The 1766-nt window shown below is 70.0% G+C and carries 1 protein-coding gene; it reads left to right on the top strand.

Features of this window, described 5'->3' with window-relative positions:
* Positions 1-1766 (top strand): type I polyketide synthase (locus ABT296_RS38575; protein WP_502977442.1); only part of this gene is annotated, 1766 nt, incomplete at its 3' end.

The raw sequence follows: 1766 nt of genomic DNA, 5'->3' as shown, positions 1-1766 counted from the left end.
GTGCGGTTGGTGCCGGTGGGTGGGGATGCGGTGTCGGTGTTGGTTGCTGATGCTGTGGGTGTTCCGGTGGTGGTGGTTGAGTCGTTGGTGTTGCGTCCGGTTGATGTGGGTGGGTTGGGGGTGTTGGCGGGGCGGGATGTGCTGTTCCGGGTGGAGTGGAGTCCTGTTGGTGCGGGGGCTGTTGAGGGTGCGGCTGTAGCTGGATGGGCGCTCCTCGGGGACAGCGATCCCTTCGGATTCGGGGTGCCCTCCGCCGGCGGCTTGGACGAGATCGCGGAGCTTGCCGAGTTGCCTTCCGTTGTGGTGCTGCCGGTTGACGGGGGTGGCTCCGGATCCGCCGAGTCCGTTCACGATGCGGTTCTGAAGGTTGCTGAGACAGCGCGCGGTTGGCTTGCGGACGAGCGGTTCGCGGGTGCGCGGCTGGTGGTCGTGACGCGCGGTGCTGTGGGTGTGGGCGGGGACGCGCCTGCGGATCTTGCGGCTTCCGGTGTGTGGGGTCTGCTGCGGTCGGCCGAGGCGGAGAATCCCGGACGGTTCGGGCTGCTCGATCTCGATCCGACGGGCGTTGATGTTCCGGCCACCGTCAGGGGTCTGGCCTCTGTGATGGCGGGGGAGTGGCAGGTCGCTGTTCGTGGTGGTGAGGTGTTGGTGCCTCGGCTGGGCAGGGTGGGTTCTGCTTCGGGTGCCGGGGGTGCCGGGGGTGCCGGGGGTGCCGGGGGTGCCGGGGGTGCCGGGGGCGTTGGGTTGGGTGGTGGTGCTGTCCTGGTGACGGGTGGTACCGGCATGTTGGGTGGGTTGGTGGCCCGGCATTTGGTGGCCGAGTACGGGGTGCGGCGGCTGGTGTTGACCAGTCGGCGGGGTGTGGATGCTCCGGGTGCTGTGGAGTTGGTGGAGGAGCTGGCGGCCGCGGGTGCGGTTGCCGAGGTGGTGGCGTGTGATGTGGCGGAACGTGCGGCGGTTGAGGAGTTGCTGGCCGCGCATCCCGTCACCGGGGTTGTCCACCTTGCCGGCGTCCTCGACGACGCCGTGGTCACCGGGCTCACCCCTGAGCAGTTCGACCGTGTTCTTCGACCCAAGGTCGACGCTGCCGTCCACCTGGACGAGCTGACACGCGGCCTCGACCTCTCCGCCTTCGTCCTCTTCTCCTCCGTTGTCGGTGTCTTCGGCGGACCCGGTCAGGCCAACTACGCCGCAGCGAACACCTTCCTCGACGCGCTCGCGCAGAAGCGCCGGGCCGAAGGGCTGCCCGGCGTCTCGCTGGCCTGGGGACTGTGGGCCGACGCCAGCGGCATGACCGGCCACATGGACCAGACGGCCGTCACCCGCATGGCCCGCGCCGGAATCGTCGGCATCCCCTCGGACCAGGGCCTGGCCCTCTTCGACGCCGCCCTCGCCGCAGAAGAACCGCTGCTCGTCACCGCCCGGTTGAACACCGCCGCCGTACGGGCCCAGGCCGCCGACGGCGCCGTACCGCCACTGATGCGCGGACTCGTCCGGGGCCCCGCTCGCCGGACCGCGGGGAGCGCGCAGGGCGAGGTTCCCGCGGACTCACTCGCCCGGAGGCTGGCAGGGCTCTCCAGCGAGGACCAACACCGCGAACTCCTCGACGTGGTGCGCTCCTGCGCCGCACTTGTCCTCGGGCACGCGCCGGACCGCGCGGTCGACACGGATCGGACGTTCAAGGAGTTGGGGTTCGATTCGTTGTTGGCGGTTGAGCTGCGGAATCGGTTGGGTGAGGCGTTGGGGGTGAGGTTGCCGGCGACGTT

The organism is Streptomyces sp. NPDC000983 (genome assembly GCF_040299205.1).
Taxonomy (GTDB): Bacteria; Actinomycetota; Actinomycetes; order Streptomycetales; family Streptomycetaceae; genus Streptomyces.
The sequence above is the reverse complement of the archived record's forward strand: the minus strand, read 5'-3'. Positions and strand labels throughout refer to the sequence as shown.